This window comes from Methanosarcina sp. Kolksee (assembly GCF_000969945.1).
Classification (GTDB): domain Archaea; phylum Halobacteriota; class Methanosarcinia; order Methanosarcinales; family Methanosarcinaceae; genus Methanosarcina; species Methanosarcina vacuolata.
The window spans coordinates 2744965-2765420 of record NZ_CP009524.1 but is presented as its reverse complement, the minus strand read 5'-3'; the positions used below and the strand labels follow the sequence as shown (position 1 = coordinate 2765420).

18 protein-coding genes are annotated in these 20456 nt (G+C 38.6%); 7 read left to right on the top strand and 11 right to left on the bottom strand.

Annotated features, from left to right (window positions below):
- Window positions 1-232: 232 nt before the first annotated feature.
- From MSKOL_RS11440 to MSKOL_RS11430, 3 genes are all read right to left on the bottom strand, one after another.
- Window positions 233-1828 carry an ABC transporter substrate-binding protein gene (locus MSKOL_RS11440; RefSeq protein ID WP_156151062.1) on the bottom strand — a complete coding sequence of 532 codons (1596 nt, stop codon included), beginning with the start codon at window positions 1826-1828 and terminating at the stop codon, window positions 233-235.
- Window positions 1829-2102: 274 nt separating this feature from the next.
- The gene (locus tag MSKOL_RS11435; RefSeq protein ID WP_048156327.1) at window positions 2103-3068 is read right to left on the bottom strand and encodes an ABC transporter ATP-binding protein; all 966 of its coding nucleotides are present in this window, start codon (window positions 3066-3068) and stop codon (window positions 2103-2105) included.
- Window positions 3061-3993 carry an ABC transporter ATP-binding protein gene (locus tag MSKOL_RS11430; protein WP_048156323.1) on the bottom strand — a complete coding sequence of 311 codons (933 nt, stop codon included), beginning with the start codon at window positions 3991-3993 and terminating at the stop codon, window positions 3061-3063. Before MSKOL_RS11430 ends, MSKOL_RS11435 begins: the two co-directional genes overlap by 8 nt.
- 802 nt (window positions 3994-4795) lie before the next feature.
- Here MSKOL_RS11430 and MSKOL_RS11425 point away from each other — a divergent pair.
- Window positions 4796-5542: a class I SAM-dependent methyltransferase gene (locus MSKOL_RS11425; RefSeq protein ID WP_048156320.1), complete on the top strand. Its 747-nt coding sequence runs from the start codon at window positions 4796-4798 to the stop codon at window positions 5540-5542.
- 70 nt (window positions 5543-5612) lie between these two features.
- Here the strand turns inward: MSKOL_RS11425 and MSKOL_RS11420 are convergent, their stop codons facing one another.
- Both MSKOL_RS11420 and MSKOL_RS11415 read right to left on the bottom strand, forming a co-directional pair.
- On the bottom strand, window positions 5613-7376 hold the full coding sequence (locus MSKOL_RS11420) for an aldehyde ferredoxin oxidoreductase family protein (RefSeq protein ID WP_048156317.1): 1764 nt from the start codon (window positions 7374-7376) through the stop codon (window positions 5613-5615).
- Window positions 7373-7891 carry a (Fe-S)-binding protein gene (locus tag MSKOL_RS11415; protein WP_048156315.1) on the bottom strand — a complete coding sequence of 173 codons (519 nt, stop codon included), beginning with the start codon at window positions 7889-7891 and terminating at the stop codon, window positions 7373-7375. Before MSKOL_RS11415 ends, MSKOL_RS11420 begins: the two co-directional genes overlap by 4 nt.
- A gap of 353 nt (window positions 7892-8244) precedes the next feature.
- Here MSKOL_RS11415 and MSKOL_RS11410 point away from each other — a divergent pair, with 353 nt between their 5' ends.
- Together MSKOL_RS11410 and MSKOL_RS11405 are read left to right on the top strand one after the other, a co-directional pair.
- Window positions 8245-8733, top strand: coding sequence for a C40 family peptidase (locus MSKOL_RS11410; protein WP_048121034.1), 489 nt, complete (start codon window positions 8245-8247; stop codon window positions 8731-8733).
- A 332-nt stretch (window positions 8734-9065) separates the two neighbouring features.
- Window positions 9066-9557: a DUF1648 domain-containing protein gene (locus MSKOL_RS11405; protein WP_048121032.1), complete on the top strand. Its 492-nt coding sequence runs from the start codon at window positions 9066-9068 to the stop codon at window positions 9555-9557.
- A gap of 118 nt (window positions 9558-9675) precedes the next feature.
- On the opposite strand, the gene MSKOL_RS11400 is transcribed toward MSKOL_RS11405, so the two are convergent.
- On the bottom strand, window positions 9676-10173 hold the full coding sequence (locus MSKOL_RS11400; protein WP_048156312.1) for a GNAT family N-acetyltransferase: 498 nt from the start codon (window positions 10171-10173) through the stop codon (window positions 9676-9678).
- A gap of 303 nt (window positions 10174-10476) precedes the next feature.
- Window positions 10477-10629, bottom strand: a complete 153-nt coding sequence (locus tag MSKOL_RS20220) for a hypothetical protein (protein WP_156151061.1) — start codon at window positions 10627-10629, stop codon at window positions 10477-10479.
- Window positions 10630-10937: 308 nt separating this feature from the next.
- On the opposite strand from MSKOL_RS20220, the gene MSKOL_RS21100 reads away from it, so the two are divergent.
- On the top strand, window positions 10938-11111 hold the full coding sequence (locus tag MSKOL_RS21100) for a DUF86 domain-containing protein (protein WP_369799545.1): 174 nt from the start codon (window positions 10938-10940) through the stop codon (window positions 11109-11111).
- Here the strand turns inward: MSKOL_RS21100 and MSKOL_RS11395 are convergent.
- The gene (locus MSKOL_RS11395; protein WP_048156309.1) at window positions 11104-12522 is read right to left on the bottom strand and encodes a transposase; all 1419 of its coding nucleotides are present in this window, start codon (window positions 12520-12522) and stop codon (window positions 11104-11106) included. The genes MSKOL_RS21100 and MSKOL_RS11395 overlap by 8 nt on opposite strands.
- Before the next feature lie 176 nt (window positions 12523-12698).
- On the opposite strand from MSKOL_RS11395, the gene MSKOL_RS19365 reads away from it, so the two are divergent.
- The 3 genes from MSKOL_RS19365 (at window position 12699) to MSKOL_RS11380 (ending at window position 14780) form a co-directional block, all read left to right on the top strand.
- Window positions 12699-12869, top strand: a complete 171-nt coding sequence (locus tag MSKOL_RS19365) for a HepT-like ribonuclease domain-containing protein (protein WP_197078765.1) — start codon at window positions 12699-12701, stop codon at window positions 12867-12869.
- Between the two features lie 181 nt (window positions 12870-13050).
- Window positions 13051-13827 carry a GTPase gene (locus MSKOL_RS11385; RefSeq protein WP_048156304.1) on the top strand — a complete coding sequence of 259 codons (777 nt, stop codon included), beginning with the start codon at window positions 13051-13053 and terminating at the stop codon, window positions 13825-13827.
- 404 nt (window positions 13828-14231) lie between these two features.
- Complete coding sequence (locus tag MSKOL_RS11380; RefSeq protein ID WP_048156301.1) at window positions 14232-14780, top strand: hypothetical protein; 549 nt, start codon at window positions 14232-14234, stop codon at window positions 14778-14780.
- A 543-nt stretch (window positions 14781-15323) separates the two neighbouring features.
- Here MSKOL_RS11380 and MSKOL_RS11375 read toward each other — a convergent pair.
- The 3 genes from MSKOL_RS11375 to MSKOL_RS19360 form a co-directional block, all read right to left on the bottom strand.
- Window positions 15324-15959 carry a hypothetical protein gene (locus MSKOL_RS11375; protein ID WP_048121023.1) on the bottom strand — a complete coding sequence of 212 codons (636 nt, stop codon included), beginning with the start codon at window positions 15957-15959 and terminating at the stop codon, window positions 15324-15326.
- Window positions 15960-16535: 576 nt separating this feature from the next.
- On the bottom strand, window positions 16536-18143 hold the full coding sequence (locus MSKOL_RS11370) for a PKD domain-containing protein (protein ID WP_052725428.1): 1608 nt from the start codon (window positions 18141-18143) through the stop codon (window positions 16536-16538).
- 501 nt (window positions 18144-18644) lie between these two features.
- Window positions 18645-20267 carry a PKD domain-containing protein gene (locus MSKOL_RS19360; protein ID WP_082091111.1) on the bottom strand — a complete coding sequence of 541 codons (1623 nt, stop codon included), beginning with the start codon at window positions 20265-20267 and terminating at the stop codon, window positions 18645-18647.
- Window positions 20268-20456 lie beyond the last annotated feature (189 nt).

Sequence of the window (20456 nt, the reverse complement as noted above, 5' to 3'; positions counted from 1 at the left end):
TATAAACTTCCATAGTCTTCTCCTGAGTGTTAATGACTCCATTAATCTAACTACTGCTTCGATAATCCAGTAGTTTTCTTCGATAACCCATAAGTTTTAAATGACTTTTTTGTGTCCAGTTTAGTTCCCAATTTTTTTGTAAGGCCCCGGAAAAAACTCCAGGACCTTATCGAGTTTACTGGACTTTATCGAGTTCACTGGATCTTATCGAGTTCATTGGACTCTATCGAATTCACTGTTTGATGTAGATGTCCTTGGTAAGGAAAGAGATCTCATTCGGGAACTGTTTAATCCCTCCAACGTTCTTGTTTGCTCCAACTATGGAGTTCTGATAGAATACGAATATCTCCGGACAGTCTTCCAGTACCTGTTCCTGAACTTTGTCGTAATATTCCTTTCTCTGAGTCTGGTTCATGGTCTGTTCACCTGCCTTTATCCATTCATCTACCTGGGGATTTGAGTAACCTGTCTTCTGTGCTTCAGCTCCTGTAGACTCAAAATGCTTTGAAACAAAGTAGTCAGGGTCCCCGGTAGTGGCTACTGTCCAGGCATAGAGGGCAAGATCGTAGTCTCCTTTGTTCATATCATCCGTTAATGCACCACTTTCCAGGACAGTGACACTTGTCTTTATCCCGATTGACTCAAACTGGGTTGCAATTACCTCGGCAGCGGGTTTAAGCTGAGGGCGGCCAGTATAGGTCTTTATGTTCAATTCGAAAGGTTTACCATTGTATTCCAGCCAGCCGTCCCCGTTAGTGTCGTTTAAGCCAGCTTCGGTCAGAAGACTCCTGGCTTTTTGTTCATCCTGAGAAACCATATCGATTTTATTGTTTATTGACCAGTTCATAACAGACGGGAAAAAGCTCTTTGCAGGAGTTCCTCCAACACCCTCAAGAGCCGTATCCACAATCTGCTGGCGATCAAGAGCACAGTTCAGGGCCTGCCTTACTTTTACATTATTCAGAGGCTCTTTATTCATATTTACATACAGGAAATATGTTCTCAAAGTCGCATTACTGTATAAGGTGTAGTCAGAATTGTTTTTCAGTTCTGCAACTTCTGATTGAGGAATGCCGTCAGCAATGTCCACTTCATTGCTTTCCAGCTTGAAGAGCCTGGTCATGTCGTCTTTGACAAAATAGATAGTGACATTGTCCAGTTTAGGTGTACCGTTCCAGTAGTTTTCATTCTTCTCCAGAACGAGATTTACATCCTTGGTGTAACTTTTAACTTTAAATGGACCTGTTCCTATTGCTGTGGTATTAAGGTCTTTTGAACTGGGGCTGACTATGGAAGTTATAGGGTCCGTAAGGCTTGCTATTGTAGGAGCGTATGTAGAATTTGTTTTTATTGTGACTGCATCGTCAGAGTATTTGCTTATGGATTGGATGAAATTGTATTCTACTTTTCTTGAATTATTATCATCCAGCACCCTATTGAGTGAATTCACCACAGCGTCTGCATTCATGGGAGTCCCATCATGAAACTTTACTCCGTCTCTAAGGTAGATCCTCCATTCAGTATCTGATATTTTCTCATATTTGCTAGCAAGTTCAGGCCGTAAGTTCATATTCTCGTCATAACTGAAAAGCGTCTCATAGACTCCGGCTTCTCGCATGTACCAGCCAGTCCATTTTACTGCCGGGTCAAGAGTGTCTTCGGGATAAAAAGCAGTTGCATATCTTAGTGCGCCTCCCTGGCTTTGTACGCCTGACTGGTTGGCAGTAGCAGTTTTTTCATCACTTTTCTGGTCGATACATAGCGACCCAAGAACTGTTGCCATGACTAACAGCATGACAAGAACTGTAATTTTGTATTTTTTACTCAAGTTTATAAACTCCTGATCTACACTTTCCCAATTTCCTAAATTTTTACTTTCCTTTACCTATTCCTAAATTCTCACTTTCCTTTCCCAATTTCCTAAATTTTCACTTTCCTTTCCCAATTTCCTAAATTTTCACTTTCCTTTCCCAATTTCCTAAATTTTCACTTTCCTTTCCCAATTTCCTAAATTTTCACTTTCCTTTCTCAATTTTCTAAATTTTTACTTTCTTGAAGTCCAGAAACAATGTCAGACTCACGCTGTCTAAACAATATTTGTTTCACTTATTCTCCATCCGGATTGTATTGCCGGACACGTTTTTCAATATATGATGACATGCCACGAGTTGATTGTTTGAAGCTTTCTTCAACTCGGGTGTTTCTGTTAAGCATGCTTTTGATCTCAAAGGACATTCAAAATAATACGAACATACCGGATTCTTAGTTCCCTGATTTTTGGCTCCCTTATAGTCCACTGTACTGATTTCGAAATCAGAATCCCCTGTCAACAGCAATTTTGTGTAAGGGTGCAGAGGATGCTGAAAGATATCTTCGATCTTTCCAGTTTCCACAATCTTTCCCCTGTACATCACAGCTACCCTCTCGCACATGTGTTTCATCAGCTCAAGGTCATGAGAAATGAACAGCATGGTAAGGTCATATTCTTCTTTGAGGTCCTTTAGCAGGTTCAAAATCTGGGCCTGTACCGAGATGTCAAGGGAGGCTGTAGGCTCATCGGCAACAATAAAAATAGGTTCAAGGGCAAGCACTCTTGCAATAACTGCCCTCTGATTCTGGCCCCCGCTGAGCTGGTGAGGAAAACGGTGGATATGTTCAGGACTCAGCCCCACTTGCTTTATAAGCTCAACAACCTTGCTTTCGGTCTTTTCCCTGTTATTTCCTTTAAGTTTTAGCGGTTCTGCTATGCTCTGCCCAATCGTCATTTTAGGGTCAAGAGAAGAGTCAGGGTTCTGGAATATCATCTGCATTGAAGGCCGGATGCTGTTCAGAGCTCTGTTATCAAGGGCAGTGATATCTGTGCCATTGAACACGATCTTTCCTGCTGTTGGTTCAATAAGCCTCAGTACACATTGTCCGAGAGTAGATTTCCCGCACCCGCTTTGCCCAACCAGGCCCAGGGTCTCTCCTTTCTCTATAAAAAAAGATACGTCATCTACTGCTCTGGTCACAGTTCTGGATATTATACCGGAAGTAAACGTTTTCTTTAAACCCGTCACTTCAAGCATAGAGGAAGCACCTCACAAGCCTTCTGTTTTTTTCAACCATCGGAGGATGTTCTTTTCGACATCTTTCTGTGCAATGGGTACAGCGTGGATGGAACCTACATCCATCAGGAAGATCGATCAAAGAAGGGCTGTTGCCTTTTACAGGTTTGAGCCCCCTGGCAGGAAGGGAGTTAAAAAAACCCTGAGTATATGGGTGTAGCTGGCTTTCAAATATCGAGGTTACTGGAGCGATTTCAACTAATTCTCCGGCATACATCACAGCAATCCTGTCGCATAATTCCTCTGCAACTCCAAGGTCATGAGTGATGATTAGCATCGTTTTTTTATCAGATATTTCTTTTAACAGTTTCACTATGTTCCTTTTTACAGTCACATCAAGGCCTTTTGTTGGTTCGTCAGCGATTATAAAGCGCGGTTCACTGGCGATACCCATGGCGATTATTGCTCTTTCTTTCATTCCTCCGCTGTACTGGTGAGGGTATTCCTTTACTCTTTTAGAAGGTTCTTTGATCTTTACGCGTCCCAGAAGTTCCTGTGCCATCTCGATAGCCAGGCTGCCTTTTACGTGCTTATGCAGCATGAGAGGCTCAGCTATCTGAAAACCCACGGTCAGTACCGGATTGAGAGAACTTCCTGGATTTTGGAGAATCATACCGATTTCTTTACCCCTTAGTTTTCTCATATCCTCTTTTTCAATCGAATACAGGTTTTTTCCACGGTAGAGAATGTCTCCTTTAAAGATCACGTCATCCTGTAGCAGTCTCATGATAGAGAGCCCAAGGACACTTTTGCCGGAACCCGATTCACCTATTAAGCCTACAATTTCGCTTTCATCAATAGAAAGATCTACGCCGTTTACTGCCTTGACCAGACCATCTTCAGTAGGAAAAGTCACATATAAATTAGAAATTGTGAGGAAGTTCAACTTAAAATCACCCTTTTTTCAGAGGAACACTCTTGAAACCATATGGTATCCAACAAAGTTGTCTAAGAGGTTCGAATTTTGATCTGTGTTTTTTCCAGCACAGCTTCTTTGCAAATTATTTCAGTATTAATTTGCATGTAGAACAACAATCCTGCACTTATTGCAGCCTTTTTCACATACACGATTTTTCGTCTTTTCTTACCTTTTTAAAAATTTTGTCAGATAAATATAAAATTTAATGGAATTTAATAATAATATTCTACGAATTTTTATGCTGAAATATTTAAAAAACATAACCATTATAAAACTTTCGAAACCATCACGAGTGTGAAAATAATAACATATTGGAGTATTTTCTCAGAAATTTCAAAAATATAAAAAAGAGATCTTATCTCATATGACTTATGCAGTTACCTTCAAAGCAGACAATTTCTGAGTCTCCCTTATTTTTAAGAAGTTATGGATTGGATTTCTTAGAAATTGGTGGCACTTAAGCGGTTGACTGAGAAACCAGTAGCTTTAAACCTTCAATTGTCTAAAACGCTCATCTTACCTCAGTGTTTATCGTGCCTTATTTTACATCTAAATTTCCTGAAACTTTACATTATATAACTGGGCTTTTTTTCGTTTACTCTGTCTTCCGATAATTATTATACTAACTAAAACTTGTGTTAAAAAACGATAATATTTTATATTTTTATTCAATATAGTGTTACAATCAATAAAATATTTATTCTCTAAATCATCATTTATTTATCATTCATAAAATCAGTTCCCTAATTCATCTTTATGGAGTGAACACATGGAAGCTAAAGAAGTGATAAGAAACTACTGGGATTATCGCAGTGAGACTTATAATACTGGCATTGTGGAACAATCCGAGGAGGAATGGGCTACCTGGAAAAACATGCTTTCGTCAACAGTGGATAGAAGAGAACATCTTGAAATACTCGATGTCGGTACAGGGCCAGGTCAACTTGCCCTGATGTTTGCAGAGCTGGGTCATCATGTGACTGCTGTTGACCTGTCGACCAGGATGCTTGACAAAGCCAGAAAAAACGCCTTGAAGAGGTCTCTGGACATAAACTTCATCCGTGGGGATGCCGAGGATCTGCAGCTTCCGGACATGCAATTTGATGTGGTATCCAGCAAATTTCTCCTGTGGACACTTCCTGATCCGCAGAAGGCTCTGTCTGAATGGAAACGGGTTCTTAAGAAAGACGGTATGATCATTGCCATCGATGGAGACTGGTTCAGTTCGGGTATATTCCTTAAATCGATCCGTACCATATCGGATGGCATACGTTCCATAAAGGAAAGAAACTTTCATAACCCCTTTAATCAACACTATAACCCGATAAAAAAAGACCTTCCTCTTTATAGTTTAAAACCTGACCAGGTATCCAGGTTCTTAAATGATGCGGGTTTTGAGAATATAAATATTGAGCGTATGAATTCCCTATGCCGTTCTGCCAGGAAAAAAGGGAATTTGCTGGATAAGCTTGACTATGCTCATCCCATCTACCTTATGAAAGCTGTTAAAAAGTAATCTTTATAATCCTGGGGGTTTGCGAAGTAAGAGGGCCTGCTTTATCTTTCAGGTTCTACTCTATCGTCGATCATACTCCTCTTTTCTTTCTATAAAGCTCAATTGCTCTTTTAACTCTTTCTTCTTCAATTATCCCTGTGGTGGAAGGAGTTTCAAAAAATCTTTTGGGGATTCGAAGGTCTTCGAACCTGAATCCGAATTTCTCTTTTAATGCATACTTTTTCCTGAAAATATCCTTTCCCAGTGCTTTTAATTCCTCTTCGGTTCTTTCTATTCCCAGACCCTTAAGGGCCAGAATCACGTTTTCGTATGTGTAGACGTTTCTGGCAAAAAGGCAGGAAATCATGCAGTTCAGGACATTGCGTCGGTTTTCTTCATCAATTATATAATCAACAATCTGCTCATCTGATATTGGCTGATTAAATGCTTTCTGATCTGCGGAATAACCTGCGCTGTCAAGATGGGAGTGCCTGGCGCCCACAGTGAGTCCAAGCACGTTTCCAAGCCCTGTGTGATAGCCCGGAATTTCCAGTCCTCCAAGTCGAATTGCGAATTCCTCTCCTCCGTATTTTTTGGAGGCATATTCCACCCCTTTTCCAAGGTCTGAGTAAAATTCATTTGGCGCCTGGACTACAAGGTCTATTGCTCTCAGATATGTAGCTTTATCTCCCCAGGAAAATTTAAGCCCCAGAGTCTCGTCAGTAGAAATCTTCCCGCGTTGCTGCATCTCTGTTGCCCAGGCGAGTACAACTCCCATGCTGATTATATCAACCCCTGTTTTTTCACAGGCATCAATAAGCTCAAGCACGGCTTCAGGATCAGCTACGCCAAGGTTCGATCCCAGAGCATAGATCAATTCAAAATCATAAGAAATATTCAATGCTTCATATTCATGGGCTTTTGAAAAGGCTCGCTTTAGCATGGCTACGTGGATACATCCAATTGGGCAGCCTGCACAGGAGACCCGCCTGAGAAGATATTTCTCGGCAAAAAACTCTCCTGAAATCGTTTCAGCTCCTTCAAAAGAAGCTGCCTGCAGGTTTCGGGTAGGCAGGCCTTTAAGTTCGTTTAAAACCAGAATATTTTCGCTTGTGCCTAGGTTATGGTACTTCTCAGTGAGCCCGGTTTTCACAATAGTGTCATAGAGCATACTGACAGTCTTTCGGTAAGCATTGTGTTCAGGGCTTTTCAGCTCCCTGTTTCCGGAAATAAGCATAGCTTTAAGTTTTTTTGCCCCAAAGACCGTTCCGAGCCCGAGGCGCCCGAAATGGCGGTAGGTATCGACATTGACATCGGCATATGTGATCCCACATTCTCCTGCAGGCCCAATTCTGATAATACTGCGCCTGCCTGCACCGGGTTCTATTTCGCGCAGGATTTTTCCAACATCAATTGCTGAAGAGAGATGCCATATGGAAGAGGCGTCCCTGAAGGTAACTTTGTCGTTGTGGATTGCCACATACACAGGGTATCGGGAGGCCCCTTTGATAACAATTGTTTCGTACCCTGAATAGCGCATGGACATAGCAAGATGGCCACCTGCATAGGATTCTCCCAATTCTCCATTGAGAGGGGAACGGAACAATGCAACTGTCTTGGTGCATGTAGGATATACTCCCGAGAGCGGCCCTGTGCTGAGGATTATTGGCATCTCCGGATCAAGTGGCCCTGTGCCTTCTCTGTACTCTTCAAGCATGAGGTTTGTGGCAACTCCCACACCACCCAGATATTTCTCATAGAGGTCGCGCCTTTCCTTAATATGATAGCTATGGCTGCTCAGGTCAATATAGAGTATATTCTTAAGCCCCTCAATAGCGTATTGCTCGGTTGTCATTTTCCCTCCCCTGGTTCTTTTCCTCCGTAGAGGTCTTTATGAGACGCAGTAGGACTAACCGGGCTTGTATCCGGAGCAGGGCCCGTGTCAGTAAGCTTTACTTCTCCGCTGTCTTCGACTTCAATCATTTCCAGCACATCATGGGGACAGAACTTCGAGCATACGCCGCAGTGTTTGCAGATTACGGCTTTTTTCTCCGCGTCCAGATGGATAGCTCCCACCAGGCAGGCTTCTATACAGTTTCCGCAGCCATCGCAGATCTCTTTATTGAGATTCACTCCTCCCCCCTTCCTTTTGGTAAGCGCGCCCAGCGGGCATGCCCTCATGCAAGGAGGGTCTATGCAGGCATGGCAGACGATTTGAGAATAAGGAGTTTCGATCCCCCCGCGGGTCTGTATATCAATTCGGCTGTTTTTCAAAGATATAGTATCATACCAGGTTCTTGCGCAGGCCATCATACAGGAGTAGCAGCCTATGCAACGGGCCGGATTTGCGACCTTTAACCTTTTTGCCATTATTTCCCCCTCAGATTCCTGTATTCAGAAAGTATGTATCCCCAGTTTATATAATCTGGTACTACAGGCATCAGCAAATCAAACCTGAAACTTTCAGTTAATCCTTATTTCAGAGTCTCTCCTTTCATACCAAAATGGACTCCTGCCGTTATGTATATATGTTAACGTCGTTAAGTAGTGGTAATTATAAATATAAATTTATTCTGATGTATAATAAACAAGCCTTAACAATAATTAGGCCAGCGTCGAGTCAACAACAAAATCTCGTATAAAATCAATTGCAATTATTTGGAATTATTGAATCCTTGATGATTACTCGACACTGGTAAAAACACGGATATTGATGAGAAAAAATGAAGATAAGTAAAGAAAGATTAATAGTCACATTCCTTCTGGCTATTTTAATAGCATTCATACCCCTTGGAGCAGCAGCTCCTGTTGGAACCTCAGAAAACGCAACATTAGAAGCCGCAAACAACTGGCTTGGAGTTAAATCCGTACATGGGGGCAATAATACAACTGCCATTGACTGTTCTCACTTAGTATATCAAGTATACAGCCAGGTAGGCGCCAAAGACATATTTTTCCAGAAAGTACCTGATATGAAAAATAATACAGATTATGTAAATACAAGCTCTCCAGCTCCGGGAGATGTGATCTTCTGGCAAAAGGACGTTCCCCAAAACGGCAGAATATACTGGCTTGCCACTCATGTGGGAATATACATAGGAAATAATCAGTTCATAGACACATCTTTTGATACAAAAAATGTTACCACAGAAAATATCACTGGTGTGTATGAAGAAGGAATGCCGTACTTTGCAAGATGGTCACGTATTTAAGAGATCAATTTAAGAGATCAATTTAAGAGATCAATTTAAGAGATCAATTTAAGAGATCAATTTAAGAGATCACAGTGAAGATACTTAAGAAGGGACTATTGAATAGGAGATCTAAAACGATCTCCCCTTCCATTTTTAGCTTCTTGTAGAAATAAGTTATAAGTACATTAGCGCTATATACTGCCTATATATTTTGTACAATTGAAGAGTTTGTCCCCTTTTACTATAAAATAGGGTATAAAATAGGGCATGTTATAAAATAAGGCATGTGCCAAAGACAGATAATACGAGCAATAGAAGCTTGTGTTTTGTTTATTAGGGAGAATCTCACTATGAAATTGAAGTATACTAAACTCCAACTTGTTTTGGAAATTATAGGACTTCTATTTTTAGTCGGGATGATCGTTTTTATTTACACTCAGTGGGACCAAATTCCTCAACAAGTTCCTATGCACTATAATGCGCTGGGTGAAATCGATAGATGGGGAAGTAAATATCAAACCCTTATTTTACCAGCCATAGGTATTTTGCTTTATACTTTCATTACTGTAGTATCTTTTTTCCCACAGATGTGGAATGTTCCTGTTCAAATAACCGAGGAAAACAAAGAAGCTGTGTACCTCAGTACAAGGAATCTAATTATATTCATGAAAGTCGAGATCTTAGCTATATTCTTTTACCTGAATTATCATACTGTAACTGTACAGCCTTTGTCAGTCATTTTTTTACCTATTTTTTTGATAATCATATTTGGCACATTAATATTCTTCATCGTACGGACCATTCGATTAGGAAATGAAAAAAAGCATAACCGTGAATTATGAGCATACTCAATTCCTTCGAAGGTCGCTTGAGTTGTTGATCAATTAGAAATTAAAGTTTCTCTAAAATTCGGATTTGAGAATATTGGTACCAGTGACAAGGCAGAAGTTATTTCACAAGTTATTTCACAAGAGCATACATGCAATAATCAAAGAAATTACCATTTTTATAGACCCCTTTCTTCATTATGCCCTCTAAAACAAATCCGGCTTTTTCAAGAGCTTTTCTTGAGCCGATATTTTGTGCATAAGGCTCTGCAAATATCCGGACAATATCATACTGTTCAAAAGCTGCCCAGCAAAGCTGTTTTATTGCTTCGCTCATTATTCCCCTGCCCCAAAAAGGTTCGCCAAGCCAGTATGCAATCTCTGCACTCTTACAATAAACATCATTTTTAAGGAATAATGCAATGCTCCCTGCAACTTCTCCGTTCACAATAATTGCCCTGCAGCACTGCTGTGTTTCATCGTTACAGCTAAAGCTTTCTACAGTTTTTCTGCAGTCATCTAAAGTGGAGGGAAAAGAATCTCTCATATTTTTTGCAATTTTTGTATTGTTGGAATACTTGAAAAAGCTTTCATCATCGGTTTTTTTCCACTTTCTCAATTCAAAATTCATTTTGACAACATCCTTTTGACAACATCCGGCAAATATAATTACTCATTTTGTACGGCTATAAGAAAATTACTTATTGAAAGCCTGAAAGACTTTAATAAATTTGCTTTTTATGCTGTAAAATTCGCAGCCGTAGCAAGATTCGCAAAGTAAATGTAAAATATTAAAAAATGAAATAAGTAATGAAAGAAAGATTAAATCAAAGATGCGTTGATTTACCCCACAGCAACTTCGGGGTATTTGACTAAATACAAAAAATATCAGATAGTAACTCGACAATTGCATGTCAGTTACAAAGAAAACATATTAAAGTTCCACTTCGCCTTCATGTCCTAATAATTCCTTATTTGTTTTCTTTTGGATTTTTAGGTCCTCTTTGGAAGCACCGTCTATCGTCATATCGCTAATTATTTTATTTGCGATCTTCTTACGCTTTTTATCCATTTCGTCTCCACTCATTTTACGTCCTCCGTTTCTGTTGTTTCTTTGTCTTTTATGAGTCTGTCAAAACTATTGAAATTAACTTGCAGTGTATGGCTTATTACTTTTTTACAATATAAGCGTTTTTATCATCTTGACACAGAAGCTGTCTGAAAACCTCAAACTCCTTATAATTGGATTAATGGCAGTGCTGACTTTTAATCCATATAGAAAATTGAGCTTTATGCAGCGTTGCGTAGACTACCTTAAATCAATAGATCCCGAAGGCCTGAACCTTGAAAGCAACTATGAAAAGCGTTCCGCAGTAGAGAAATTTTCAACTTGCAATTGAATGTGCTATTGACATAGGAGAAATCATCATCTCAAAAGAGGGGCTTGAAAGGCCTGAAGATTATAGGAGTGTGTTTCGGATTCTTGGCAGACACGAAATAATTCCTAAAGAGTTCGCAGAAAAATTTGCTTTTTCTGCTGGATTTATAACCTTAACTCTGCTCATTTAGGGAATAAGTTCAAGTTTAACTTTTTTTCTATTTCACCAATCTTCTTAGGTACTTCCGTTAAAATCATCTGACTATCTAAATCCAGCATGTATACTTTGCGGAATTGCTCTATAAGGTCTCTCGGAGAATATTTACTTGTTAGATCAGCCTTTCTTATACAGTTTTGAATTTTTGCGTATCCATAAAGAGACAAAAATGAGATAAAAAGATGACCGAAAAGCGACTCGTTATCCTGTAGATAAAGCTTATCTGCTTCCAAAATACTCTTGTAAGTATCATAATGTTTTTCCACTGTATCTCTTTTTTTGTACATAAGAAAAACATCTTCAGGTGCCAAATCTACATTTGATACAAGCAAGATTTTTCCAGCTTTTTCCAAACCCTTATTGAACGCATTACTGGTGATTCTATTTTCATCATGTTGCTTATAGAGGGTGTATTCCTCTTCTTTTTTCATTTCATTATCCTCAAAAAGATACAGGATATTCTCTCCATACTCTTTCTTTCCACATTTTATGAGTCTTTCATGGTAGAAGAAATGTTCAGAGAGGTTAATTTGTTCGTTGTACAGTGTACTGTTTCTTTTTGTTGGGATAACAAAAGATAACTTGTGTTCATTCAGGGTTTTAATAGAACCCTGGGAGTAAAAACCCCTATCAAGTATCAGAGTCTTATTTTCAACTCCAATCTCTTGGACTGAAAGCGCAAGTGACTTAATATCTCTTAGAGATCCGGGAAGAACTCTTACCATTGTTGGCAAATTCTCATTAGCTGTACAGAAAAGTGCAAAGTTTACTTGTGGAATGTGGAAATGCTCTTTGTTATAACCCTTTTCAGCGAAGTTTATAGCTTCTGAACGAGTAAAAATAGCACTTAGATCATAAACAAGTTGCTTATCTTCACTGTTTAATCCTTTGAAAACGTGATTCTGTCCTTTACGATTAACTCCAACCTCTTTTAATACTTTAGATAATGATCTTGTGTTCATCGAAGGAGTGATCTCTGCTATTGGGTAGAGTTTCTCCCACGCTAGACTTGCTCTTTTCAAAGGAACATAGCCAGCAATACGTATTAATGCAAGAGCATATATCTCTTCCCAGATTTCACCAAAAGCTGTCTGAAGAAGAGGTTTTAGATCCTGAATTGCGTAGTTAAGTAAGGCAGCATTTCCATATTCCCAGATAGAGCGAACTCTTTTGCTTGAGATCACTGTTTTCTGACTTTCAATTAGACCTTTGATTTTGTCCAGTCTTCCAATGTAAGTCGATTTTTTCCTCCGCTTCTTTAGCTCTTTGTCCCAGTAAGTGGTAGATCGATATACGTAGTACCCATTACTGAATTTTTTTATTTCAAAACCCTTCTCACCAAGCTCACGTTGCTTAATTAACCAGTTATTTACCCATTCATCCATTATACCCTATAGGGTATAACTTTATATTTAAATTTATTGGTTTAATGTTATCATGATTTTCGATATCAAAAGAGACGAAAGTTAAAAGGCCAAACAGAATCAAAAGAAACTGAGTATTATATAATAAATATTATTTTGAAATGAAAAGGTAAAAACGTGAGTGGAGTACAATTCATTTGGAGAAGTTATTCCCTATTGATGGCAGAGTTAAGGTTAGAAATATCCTGGTCCATGTTTATGAAGAGGTAGATCTTGACATATTAAGAAAACTGCTTGCTGAAAACCTGAGAGACTTTGACATATTTGCCTTTTACGCTGCAGAATACGCAGCGAAGCTTGCAGAGTAAAATGAGATATTAAAAAGAAAAAATAAGAAAAATAAAGCCGCAAACTGCAGCTTTACTCAAAACTCAATATTCATGAACTTACACATGCCCATGCCCGTGTTCACAAGCCGAACCCTCGATCTTCTCTCTTTTGAACCTGACTCACTATCTTATATACCAGCTTGTGCCATAGCCAGAGCATATGGCGAGCTACAAAGCCCTTGTAAAAGATGTTATCAAAAAAGCTGATGTCCTTCTTGAAGTAATAGATGCCAGGTTTCCTGAAGAGACCCGAAACAGTGAAGTTGAGCGCGAGATAATCCGCTTGAACAAACCTTTCATTATAGTACTCAATAAATCCGACCTTGTATCAAGAGAAAAACTTGAAAAAACCAAAGCCCCTCTCTCAAAAATTGCACCTGTAGTTTTTGTTTCCAGCAAGGATCGGTCCGGAACAACGATGCTGAGGCACCAGATCCTTGCGTCGGCCGCTGTGAAAGCCGATATAAAAGGGCAGGATGTTCTTGTCGGCACCCTGGGCTATCCCAATGTTGGCAAATCTTCAGTAATCAACGGCGTTACAGGTCGGCACCGGGCAAGCACGTCTCCCATATCCGGCCACACAAAAGGTGTCCAGCATGTGGATGCAGGCTCACGCATCATGTTTATCGATACACCTGGAGTGATTCCTTTTGATGAAAAAGACGAGTACCTGCAGGGCCTGCTCGGAATAAAGGATGCAACTCATCTTAAGGACAAAATCGGTGTCGCTCTGGAGATAATTGAAAAAATGCTTGCCGAAAATAAAACGGTCCTTGAATCCTTCTATAGTGTCATGATCAAAGATGAGACTTCCTATGATGTGCTTGAACTGATAGGCAAACAGTGCAATTTCCTGCAAAAAAAAGGTGAAGTGGACGAAACACGGACTGCTACCAGAATAATCAATGATTGGCAAAACGGGCTACTGCTTATCTGAAAAATTGGTGAAGTTCCAGTTATGAGTACATTATATTATGAGTACATTATATTATGAGTACATTATATTATGAGTACATTATATTATGAGTACATTATATTATGAGTACATTATATTATGAGTACATTATATTATGAGTACATTATATAGTCCTGTCTTTCTTTACATTTAGATAAACTGTGATTTTTTACATTACTTTCTCCTATAGTTTACAGTTCACTCCAATAAAAATATAGCTACAGGACAGTAATTTTTGACATAACTCTTTAAATTTCTCTTTATGAAGGTTTTCTACTTTCTACATTATTTTAAATAAATCGTTGCGTTTTTATAGACTATTAGGTGTATTTTTAGACAGGGAGTAATTTTACTAAACTGGACAGGTAATAGTGGGGGAAATTTTTATGAACAGAACCAAGGTTTTTTACCTGAGGATAGCTACATGCTTCCTGGTTATTTTGTTAACGCTTCCAATTTCATTAGCAGGAACTGACGTAGCGGAGACTAATTTTGAAGATGAAAACAATGAAACAAATTTCGCATCAACGTATAACGAAAATGAACTGATGGATCAGGAAATAGGTCTGAACTTCCGTTTTCTCACATCCATGCTTCAGATGCTTGACCTCAACCTTAACCTCATAAACGGAACCCTGAACGCCCGCGTTGAGGAATATCCGTTTCTGCAGCCTACAATCGAAGGGACACAAGCAGGCATAGCAACAACGAATTCCATACTCGGTGTACTGGAATCAGACCCTGAAAATTTGAGTGAGATGGAAAATTCCCTGGTTTCCTTAAACGAAAATATGGAACGTCTTAATTCAAGCTTCGGATATCCTGACGGCATGATCGAAGCTGCTAACTCGACCCTTGGAGAACCTAATAGTACTACACCTATGATTGTCGAGATGTTCAAAAGTGTAAAAGCAATGACAGAGCTCTTTGACTGAGAATGCGATACTAAAATCAGAGGATCTTACTAAATTTGCAAGCTCAACAAGCAAATTTTTAGCAAATATTCACATTGCCAGATATTCAGGTCAGAGATACAGGTTTATAATTTAATTACTTTAAGCCGATTTCTTGTCGGCAAATTAATTTTCTTTTTTAGCGGTTCGCAGGAAACTTGATGGTATTATTTCCGGCTGAACTGGCCGATGTTTTTAGCATACGTTTTTTTTCTCGGCACGGCTAGAGCCTATTTATATTTGAATAGATTAAATGGAAAACTCAGTGGCTCCAGTGGCAATTGGAAACTTCTTAAAAGGATAAATCCTGAAAAGAACAAATCCTGAAAAGAACAAATCCTGAAAAGAACAAATCCTGAAAAGAAAAAAAAGTTAAGGTTCAACTACGGGTTGTTATGGTTAAAATGTCTGTATTGGACCATATAATATGTTAGTCCACTGCTATCACATAAAAAGGAAAATATATTCAAAAGCTTTCTGAAATGAGGTGCGGAGAATCGCCTGTTTGCAAGCTCCAGCCGCACGTCAATCAATAAACTCTTCTAATGAATCGATAAAGGACTCTAAATTTCTTCTTACCTCATATAAATCGTGCTTTCCTTCCATGCGCCATACCTCATGGTCTTCAAAATCGTACAATATCGATAGAGGTAACGTGCTTTTTTCGTATCTGCTTTTTATTTCCGGGTAATTTTCTACATTTACAACTTCGACAAACAATGCGTTATTAAATTTTGGTTCTGTAAGAAGTACTTCGTGCATGAAAAATATTAAATCCTGGCTGTCCTTGTTATTGCTGGATTTTATGTTAATACGGTAAACCAGTTTGTTGCCATAGTACGAAAACAACAAACGTTGCAAAACAGTATTTATTGTTTCATCAGGGTGGATTTTCGCTTCATTGAGCCTGTCATGAAGGCCCTGCGTGATTCTCACATTCTCCGTAGTATGCGAGAGCTCCGGGAAACTTCGTTTCCTGCCATTAATGACGAACCAGTAGCTACCGTTTTCGTGTATAAGCTGGCAGGTGTCATCGTATCGAGCTAATAGTTTTCTAATTATCGTGCTCCTTGACTCCCAGGCACTGTCACTATTTCTGTCTCTACAAAAATCAAGCGCCTCGTAGAGCTCGGCACTAATTTTAACAGTCTTTGTTTCCACGGCTGCACCTCAATCTGGAGCATACATCAGGTTAAGATATATATAATGTTCGCCATGGCACTCAAGGAAAATCCTCTTGTGTGCTGCGGCACCATTCATTGATCTTATGTAAAGAATTCTGTAATTATTTTTACTAAATTAATTATGCTGAGGGTTATCAGAGAGTTTCAAATGACCTTCTACCCACATAAGAGTGAAACTCCGCAGGATTTATCTGATACTTATATTATATCCAAAAACTCAGTAATGCATATTGAAATGTTACAGTAAGAACAACATCTTTCGAACTGAACCCCAGAGAAAAACTGCAATAATTCAGGTTTGTCTTTGTGGTACATTAATTCATTAATTTTTTCTCCAGACAGATATGAGCACTTGACCCTGCAAAATAAGTTTGCTTTTAGGACTTCAGACAGTGTGGGCTTAGTGTTGCTTGAGAGAAACGAATAATAGGTGTTAAAATCGAAAGTTAAAAAGGTTCTCAAAAATTTAAAGCAAGGTTAAAAGGAATATAGTCAATTGAATTTGAATGCCTTTTATACCTTGCTTATTTTCATTGGTTACTCGTCAACAATATTATTTACTTTTCACTGTAATATACTTAGAAATAGTTTTAGTGTTACTTCCAGCAGAATTCGTTACTGTTAACTTAACAGTATAACTCCCTGCTTTTGAATATTTATAAGTTGGATTCTGCTTGCTTGAAGTTGCTCCGTCACCAAAAGTCCATTTCCATTTAGTCGGCGTTCCTGTACTTTTGTCAGTAAACTTAACGTTTAATGGAACTTTTCCGGAGGTTGGTGACGCAGAAAATGCAGCAACAGGTTTTGCTACTACTGTTATATAATTCGTTTTTGTTGCCGTGTTACTGCCTTTAGCATTTATTGCTGTAAGTGTCACTGTATACTTTCCTGCTTTTGAATACTTATAAGTTGGATTCTGTTTTGTTGAAGTTGCTCCGTCACCAAAAGTCCATTTCCATTTAGTCGGCGTTCCTGTACTTTTGTCAGTAAACTTAACGTTTAATGGTGCTTTTCCGGAGGTTGGAGATGCAGAGAAAGCTGCAACCGGTTTTTTTGGAGGTGTTACTGAAGGACCTATAAACTGTCCGAAAGCATAAGGATGAAATCCATTCTCCACAAAGTCTGTAACCTTGTTTGTCGCTGTGTCAATTACAGTGATACCATATCCAACATCAGTCTCTCCCCAATTTATCACATATATTTTTTTTCCATCTGGAGTGACTTCAATTCCCCCGTTATTAAAGATTCCAGCAGATACGGTGGCTGTAACCTTATTTGTTGCTGTGTCAATAGCATAGACAAAGCAACCTTCTGCAGGGTCGCCGGAGTTCACTACATATACCTTTGTTCCGGCCGGGTTGACCGCAACTCCTTCAGGAGCAAGGCCCACCTTTACCGTGGCTGTAACCTTGTTTGTTGCTGTGTCAATTACAGAGACAGCATAGCTGGGATTATCATAGGTGCCTGAGTTTGTAACATATACCTTTTTTCCATCAGGTCTTACTGCAATTCCATGAGGACGATTTCCTACTTTTACCGTAGCTGTAACCTTATTTGTTGCAGTATCAATTACAGAGACAGTATTTTCCGGATCATTATAGGTACCTGAGTTTGTAACATATACCTTTTTTCCATTAGGACTTAATGCAACTCCATAAGGACCATTTCCTACTTTTACCGTAGCTGTAACCTTATTTGTTGCAGTATCAATTACAGAGACCGTATTTCCAGGATCATTATAGGTACCTGAGTTTGTAACATATACCTTTTTTCCATTAGGACTTACTGCAATTCCATAAGGACCATTTCCTACTTTTACCGCGGCTGTAACCTTATTTTTCGTGGTGTCAATTACAGAGACAGTATTTCCCGGATCATTGTAGGAACCTGAGTTTGTAACATATACCTTTGTTCCTGCTGGATTTACTGCAACTCCTGGACCATCTAGATTTCCAGATACGGTAGCTGTAATAGTATTTGTAGCGGTATCAATTACCGAAAAACTTCCCCCGTCGCCAGCAGGTCCAGCACTATTAACAATATATGCAAATGGTGCTGCGCCTGTGATACTCACCAACATTAAAAGTGTAAGTGCCGTAATTCCCAAAGCTTTAATGAGGAAATGTCTTCTGCATGTTTTATCAAATTTAATTTTTTTCATTTATATACCTCAGTATGTTTTTGGACTTCTGCACTCCTGAGGTAAAATCACATGCATTAAGCATTATATGTAAAATTTTGAGTTTAGGACATTGTTAGCTTACTGCTGTTGTTTTTATACCCAGGTGTGTATACGTTTCTTAGACTTAGTTAAGTTCTTAAATTTTCAACAAATACATGAAATTTACTTATTCATACAATTTGAAGAGGATAAGTTAGGATTTCCTTGAAATTCTTGTAGTTCTTTAGCTCTTCTTTTTTTTGTGTGGATATCCTCATAATGTCCCCATAAAAACCAATGCGACCTTGAATTGAAAATCATCTTATCCATAGGGAATGGCGAAGAGCCAGTTTTTTCAAGATATGACTTGGAGATTAACGAATAAAACAGAAAGTTTATATATCTCTCAAAAATTTAAAGCAAGGTTAAAAGGATTATATTCAATAGAATTTGAATGCCTTTTATACCTTGCTTATTTTCATTGGTTACTCGTCAACAATATTATTTACTTTTCACTGTAATATACTTAGAAATAGTTTTAGTGTTAGTTCCAGCAGCATTCGTTACTGTTAACTTAACAGTATAACTCCCTGCTTTTGAATATTTATAAGTTGGATTCTGTTTTGTTGAAGTTGCTCCGTCACCAAAAGTCCATTTCCATTTAGTCGGCGTTCCTGTACTTTTGTCAGTAAACTTAACGTTTAATGGAACTTTTCCGGAGGTTGGTGACGCAGAAAATGCAGCAACAGGTTTTGATACTACTGTTATATAATTCGTTTTTGTTGCCGTGTTACTGCCTGCTGCGTTGGTAACCGTAAGTGTCACTGTATACTTTCCTGCTTTTGAATACTTATAAGTTGGATTCTGCTTGCTTGAAGTTGCTCCGTCACCAAAAGTCCATTTCCATTTAGTCGGCGTTCCTGTACTTTTATCTGTGAATTTTACTGTTAATGGCGCTTTCCCGGAGGTTGGAGATGCAGAGAAAGCTGCAACCGGTTTTACAGTAGTCGTTTTGACAGTTATATAATTTGTTTTTGTTGCAGTACTGTTGCCCCCTTCATTGGTTGCAGTAAGTTTTACGGTGTATTTTCCTGCTTTGGAATATGTATGTATCGGATTCTTTACCGTTGAAGAAGCCCCATCTCCAAAGTTCCATTTCCAGGAAAATGGTGTTCCTGTACTTGTGTCAGTAAACTTTACTGTCAGGGGAGCATAGCCTGTGGTAACATTGCTGACAAAATTAGTTACTGGTGGATATACTGGAGCAAACTTCTGAATGCGATTGTTGTCAGCATCAGCAACATAAACATTGCCTGAAGAATCTACAGCAACATCTTCAGGGTTTCTGAATTGCCCATCATTTGTCCCATAGGAACCCCACTGTGTTAGATAATTGCCGTCACTGTCAAACTTCTGAATGCGAGTATTCCCTATGTCCAAAACATAAATATCGCCAGAAGAATCAACAAAAACACTTATAATGTTATTAAACTGTCCATCGCCATTGCCAGAATTACCGAATTGCATTAGATAATTGCCGCTACTGTCAAACTTTTTAATGCAATGGTTATCTTTGTCAGCAACATAAACATTATCCGAAGAATCTAAGGCAACATCAATGGGATTCTTGAATTGCCCATTACTGCTGCCATAAGAACCCCACTGGATCAAGTAATTTCCATTGTTATCGAGCTTCTGAATTCGATTATTGCCCGTATCGACAACATAAATATTGCCAGATGAATCTAAACAAAAGTCATGAACATCTTTGAACTGTCCATTGCCACTTCCATAAGAACCAAATTTTGTAATGAAATTACCATTTTTGTCAAACTTCACAATGCGATTGTTAGTATCAGTAACATAAACGTTACCTGAAGAATCTACAGCAACACCGATTACATACCCCAGTGATATATCATTAGTAGAGCCCCATTGGTTAATGAATTTGCCATTGTTATTAAATTCCTGAACCCGATGATTGTCTGTATCGGCAACATAAATATATCCAGATGAAGTTGCAACAATGGCACGTGGATGATTTAATTGTCCAGCACCATCACCATAAGAACCCCATTTGGTAACAAACTTATAACTTTCAGCGTGCGTAACTGATGCACTCATTAATCCCAGAAAAAGGATAATAAAAAATAGTAACGTTATCCTAAATTTGTTAGCGTGTCGATATTCTATTTTAAGTTCCTCCTTTATATTTCGCTTCATATTTATATAAAAAAATGTTAGTAATTTACAACTATTCTAATTTATAAAGTTTTTTATTTAAATTTGAAGGAATGATAAAAAATATAACTT